This window comes from Arthrobacter ginkgonis, from assembly GCF_039540195.1.
In the GTDB taxonomy this organism is placed as follows: domain Bacteria; phylum Actinomycetota; class Actinomycetes; order Actinomycetales; family Micrococcaceae; genus Zafaria; species Zafaria ginkgonis.
This window is the reverse complement of sequence record NZ_BAABEO010000013.1, coordinates 1-5398: the sequence shown is the minus strand read 5'-3', so window position 1 is coordinate 5398 and position 5398 is coordinate 1. Positions and strand designations below refer to the sequence as shown.

Sequence of the window (5398 nt, the reverse complement as noted above, 5' to 3'; positions counted from 1 at the left end):
CACACACGCCACCGGCCTCTTCGACCGATCCGCTACACTCCGGAGCAACTTTCCCAACCTACCAGACCGCGTGTCGCACCGCAAATCCGCCGTCAACCGGCCAATCCGCGATACTCTCCGCCACCCCTCTCCCCATGGCCTCGGCGCGCAACGCAACCGGACCCCGGAAAGGGTGCTGATTTGGTGGGTTTCGCCGCAGGTCCCCGGCCTTTCCGGCCGGTCCCCCTCGCGGCGACTCAGAAAACAATACACGCGCTTTGCCTAGACGCCAAATCGGGGGTGCCTCGCCGGAAAAACCCCGCCAAACCGCCAAACCAAGCCCGTTTAGCCCCTAATACCGGCTCCCTTCCACCGATATCCACCCTGAGACGCCCACCACAGAAATGATCCCCTTCAGAGGGGGTCGCCGTCCCCAGCCCTATGGGCCGGCTGGAACGACCATGCGAACTCTTGACGTCCCGCGGGCCAGACAGCGCGTCGTGACGAACAGCAAAGTACGCGGACCCGGAAGCACGGGTCCAGGGAAGCAAATTCCCCATCAGCGGGCAGGGGTGGTTCAAACTGACTTGGCTGTCCGGGGACAGGCGAAGGTGTGGTTAGGCGGGGCGGGCCAGTGGTAACGCCGCTCGGGCCGTCCGGCGGTGGCGTAGCGGAGCGACACTGTGGGCAGGCCGTGGAGTACGACCCGGGCCTGATTCAGGCGCCCATCGGGCAGGGCCTCATCGAAGAGCTTGAGATGCACTTCAAGGCCCCTCCCCCCAGTGCCTTCTTTACCGATTCGACATCACGGTCCGCAGTGATGGTGGGAGCCGGCGCCTACTCGGGCGACTCGTCCTTGAGCAGCTCGACGTCGGAGATCGTGCGGATATGCGCACGCATCTCGGCGACGGCGGCCTCGTGGTCGCCGGCCCTCACCGCTTCGGCGATGCGCCCATGTGCGGCCAGGGAGTTCTCCGGGCGTCCCTCCTGGCCGAGCGACTCAATGCGGCTCTCCAGGACCATCTCTCCGATGAACTCCATAAGCTGCGCAAGGACGGAGTTGTGGGACGCCTCGGTGAGCGCGCGATGGAACATCTCGTCGCCACGCTCTCCGCGACCGCCCTGGTCCACCTCCGATCGCATGTAGGCCAAGGCCTCGTCGATCCTCTGGAGATCGGCGTCGGTGCGGCGTCGGGCCGCCAGCTCGACGATCTGCAGTTCAAGCCCCAGGCGCGCCTCGACGATCTCCGGGAGCCGGGAACGGTGCTCGCGCAGGCGGCGCAGGACGGTGACCGTGTTGGGGCGGTACTGCAGGACGGCACCCGTTCCGTGCTGGACGCGGATCACGCCCAGCACCTCGAGGGCCACCAGCGCTTGGGCGACGGTGGCGCGGGAAACGCCCAGCTGGTCCGCCAGGTCCCGTTCGGGCGGCAGCAAGGAGCCGCGATCGAGCTTGTTCCGCTCCACGTACTCGAGGATCTGGCTCACCAGATGCTCATACAGCCGCGGCCGAGCCGCCTTCGTGAAGCCCATGATCCCGGCGTCCCCAGTCATAGCCTGCCTTCCGTGTGTCTGGGACCAGAGTAGCCGAGCACCCTGCCTTGACAAAGACACTGAGAGTACAGGAGGTTAGGCCACTAAGACTGTTACGCGCATCATGTCCAAGGAACCGGCCATGTCCATCTCCTTGCTCTCGATCCTGATCTTGGCGGCGATGTTTCTCATCGCCACGGTCCTGCCGGTCAACATGGGCGCCCTCGCCTTGGGTGGCGCCTTCGTCCTCGGTGTTCTGGTCATGGGGCTCTCCCCATCCGAGGTCTTCGCCGGATTCCCCGGCAGCCTCTTCCTGACCATCGTCGGCGTCACCTACCTCTTTGCCATCGCCCGCAACAACGGCACCATCGACAAGCTCGTCCAAGGCGCCGTCCGGCTGATGGGCGAACGCACAGCCCTGATCCCGTGGATCATGTTCGGGATCACAGCCACCATCACGGCGGTCGGTGCGCTCTCCCCCGCGGCCGTGGCGATCATCGCGCCCATCGCCCTCTCCTTCGCCGGCCGATACAAGATCAACCCGCTGCTCATGGGCATGATGGTGGTCCACGGCGCCCAGGGTGGGGGCTTCTCGCCGATCGCCGTCTATGGCGTCACCGTGAACACCATCGTCGCCGAGGCGGGCCTGGACGTCAGCCCCACGCTCGTTTTCCTCAGTAGCCTGGTCTTCAACGTCCTCATTTGCGTGGTGCTCTTCATCGTCTTCGGCGGCAGCAAACTGCGCGGCGGCCACGTCGAGGAGTTCGCCACCGCCGTCTCCGAGGCCCGGCTGAAGGTCTCCGCGGGGGCCAAGGCTGCCACCGACGTCGCCTACAAGGGCACCGGCTCGGGCATGTACGGCCCGCGCGACCCGGCCGGCGACGGCACGGAGTCCGTGAAGAACACGCCATTCACGTTCGCCCAGATCTCCACCGTGCTGGGCCTCATCGCCCTGGCCGTCGTCGCCCTGGGATTCAAGATGGACATCGGCTTCGTCTCCATCACCATCGCCGTCATCCTCGCCCTGATCTCCCCCAACGCGCAGAAGGGCGCCATCAACAAGATCAGCTGGTCCACGGTCCTGCTGCTCTGCGGCATGCTCACCTTTGTTGGAGTGCTGGAGGAAGCGGGCACCATCGAGTACGTCTCCAACGGCGTGGCCGGCATCGGCATCCCCCTGCTGGCAGCCCTGCTGATCTGCTACATCGGCGCCATCGTCTCGGCGTTCGCCAGTTCCACCGCCATCCTCGCCGCGCTCATCCCGCTCGCCGTACCGTTCCTGGCGTCCGGGCAGATCGGTGCCGCCGGGGTGATCTGCGCCCTCGCCGTCGCATCGACGATCGTGGACGCCTCCCCCTTCTCGACCAACGGCGCACTGGTCCTGGCGAACGCCCCAGAGGGCGTCGACAAGGACCGCTTCTACCGGCAGATCCTCATCTACAGCGGCATCATCATCGTCGTCGTCCCTATGGTGGCTTGGGCGGCAATGGTCCTCCCCGGCTGGATGTAGGCCCGGACCGCAAGCAATCCCGCACCAGATGGCGGAAACCGCCGTCGGCAGGCCCTCTCGGCCAGCCGGCGGCGGTTCGGCGCATCTACCAGATGGGGCGGGCCGGTGGCCCTACCCCCTCACTACCCGCGCCTTCGGAATGGGGGCGCCCCTGCCGCGACGGGCCTGAGCCGTAAAGTTGATATATAGCTCTTGTGACGTGCGACACAAATAAGACATACTTGGGGTCGCGGCAGATCGCTCGCGCTTCCATCGACTCTCCGGCCTGCCGGTATGCGGACGAGACAAGGACAAAGGTGAACATGGCTACCCTGACTTCAACGAAGTGGCCCGTCCCCCAAAGAACCACGAACAAGGTGTTGTTCGCCTGCTGGCTGGCGATCCTCGCCGAAGGCTACGACGTCGGTGTGCTGGGTGCCGTGCTGCCCGCACTGGCGGAGTACAAGGAGTGGGGGCCGCTGACGCCCCTGCAGCTCGGCGGCTTGGGTTCCTACGCGCTCGTTGGCATGCTGGTCGGCGCGATGACGATCGGCACCCTTTCCGACCGCATCGGACGCAAGAAGATGCTGCTCGCGTCCGTGGTCATCTTCACGCTTACCCAGTTGGGGGCGGCGTTTGCGCCCACGCCGGAGGTCTTCGGCCTCTTCCGCCTGCTGGGCGGGCTGGGCATGGGTGGCATCATCCCGGTGGCGGCCGCGCTGACCATCGAGTACTCGGCCCCCAAGCGCCGGTCCTTCAACTACGGCCTGATGTACTCCGGCTACTCCTTGGGCATTCTGGTGGCAGCCCTGGTGGCGCTGGCCCTGCTCCCCACCTTGGGCTGGCGCTGGGTCATCGGCATGGCCGCCCTGCCGGTGCTGTTCCTTCCGGTGCTGGCGTGGATCGTGCCGGAGTCCCTGGAGTACCTCACGAGCAAGGGCCGCCGGGCCGAGGCCGCAGCCCTTGCGGACAAGCTGGGCATCGTCCCCTTCGTCGAAGGCGACTGGGCCCCGGCCCGGTCCACGGACACCGCGGACCGTCCCGTGGGGTGGAAAGAATCCTTCGGCGCGCTGTTCTCCCGCAGCTACGTCAGGCCCACGGTCTTCTTCTGGATCTCGCTGTTCTGCGGCATGGTCCTGGTCTACGGACTCAACACGTGGCTGCCGGCCATCATGAAGAAGGCCGGCTATGACCTCGGATCGTCCCTGACATTCCTCATGGTCTTCAGCCTGGCCTCCGCCGTCGGCGGCATCCTGCTCGGCCGAGCAGCCGACATCCGGGGCAAGAAGCTGGTACTGGTGGTCTTCTACCTGCTGGGCGGCGTCGGGATCCTGCTGTTGATGTTCCCCAACAACATCCTGGTCAACTATGTGTTTGTGGCGCTGGCAGGCGTCGGCTCGATTTCCACCTCCCTGGTGCTGACCGGATGGGTGGCGGAGTACTACCCCGCGCACGCCCGGGCGACCGCCACGGGATGGGCGCTCTCCTTTGCCCGAATCGGCGCAATCTCCGGTCCCTTGATCGGCGGCTGGATCGCGTCCATGGCGCTGCCCTTCCAATGGAACTTCATGCTGTTCGCCGTCGTGGCGCTGGCGGCCGCAGTGGCTGTTGCCTTCATCCCGCGCGTTCCCGCGGCAAGCGGCGCGGCCCCGGAGGCCGGGCGGCGGGTTGCCGTTTCGAGCACCACAACTTCCAACTGATCCACCCCGGTCCGCGAAGCGGCGGGGCCCTGGGCCCCGCCGCTTCTTCGCTGGCATGGCGGATGATCTGGCCGCAGTTGGCCGGGCAACAGGGCAACATGTCGCCGCCTGCCGAAGCGGCGTAAACCGGAGCTGAGAAAATCGGTGCGGAGAAAAGGGGAAATACCAGGCCGAAGTGAACTGGTCCCCGAAAGTTGGGCTGACCAAGCAGGAGCCTAAGTCACGAGGGCCTGGGTCCGGTGTTGCACCGGGCCCAGGCCCTTGAGCTTTGTGGAGACGCGTCCGGCACGTCCCGGGCCGGCTTCCTGCCGGAGTGCCGGTGCTGGACTGGCTGGCGTTCCGACAAGGCCCGGGTCCGAGGGCTGAGCCAGGCCTAGTGGTGGATTGGCCGAGTGGTGGCCGTACCGCTGGGTGTGGCGCTTGGGGGTGTTAAAGGCGTCAGGCCCCCGACCGTGTGGTCGGGGGCCTGGCGTGAATGGTTGTCCGGCGGTGTCCTACTCTCCCACACCCTCCCGGGTGCAGTACCATCGGCGCTGTGGGTCTTAGCTTCCGGGTTCGGGATGGGACCGGGCGTTTCCCCCACGCTGTGACCGCCGTAACCCTTGCTCCGCTCCCGCCCCGGACGGGGCGGGGGGAAAACTGGTGGGTACGGGTCGCATGGACTCGTTGTGTGGTTGTGTGTGTCCCGTGAAACGTG

3 protein-coding genes and 1 rRNA gene are annotated in these 5398 nt (G+C 66.3%); 2 read left to right on the top strand and 2 right to left on the bottom strand.

Annotated elements, in window-relative coordinates; all coding sequences use genetic code 11:
* Window positions 1–816: 816 nt before the first annotated feature.
* Complete coding sequence (locus ABD912_RS10960) at window positions 817–1533, bottom strand: FadR/GntR family transcriptional regulator (protein WP_345150770.1); 717 nt, start codon at window positions 1531–1533, stop codon at window positions 817–819.
* 121 nt (window positions 1534–1654) lie between these two features.
* Between ABD912_RS10960 and ABD912_RS10955 the strand changes: the two genes are divergently transcribed.
* Both ABD912_RS10955 and ABD912_RS10950 read left to right on the top strand, forming a co-directional pair.
* Window positions 1655–3022 carry an SLC13 family permease gene (locus tag ABD912_RS10955; RefSeq protein ID WP_345150768.1) on the top strand — a complete coding sequence of 456 codons (1368 nt, stop codon included), beginning with the start codon at window positions 1655–1657 and terminating at the stop codon, window positions 3020–3022.
* 302 nt (window positions 3023–3324) lie between these two features.
* Entirely contained in the window at window positions 3325–4701 is a 1377-nt protein-coding gene (locus tag ABD912_RS10950) for an MFS transporter (protein ID WP_345150766.1), read from the top strand.
* Window positions 4702–5182: 481 nt separating this feature from the next.
* On the opposite strand, the gene rrf is transcribed toward ABD912_RS10950, so the two are convergent.
* Window positions 5183–5299, bottom strand: a 5S ribosomal RNA gene (gene rrf, locus ABD912_RS10945).
* Window positions 5300–5398: the final 99 nt, after the last annotated feature.

Coding starts and splice junctions, on each gene's coding strand:
- ABD912_RS10955 (WP_345150768.1), top strand. CDS start 1,655: ATGTCCATCTCCTTGCTCTCGATCCTGATCTTGGCGGCGATGTTTCTC.
- ABD912_RS10960 (WP_345150770.1), bottom strand. CDS start 1,533: ATGACTGGGGACGCCGGGATCATGGGCTTCACGAAGGCGGCTCGGCCG.
- ABD912_RS10950 (WP_345150766.1), top strand. CDS start 3,325: ATGGCTACCCTGACTTCAACGAAGTGGCCCGTCCCCCAAAGAACCACG.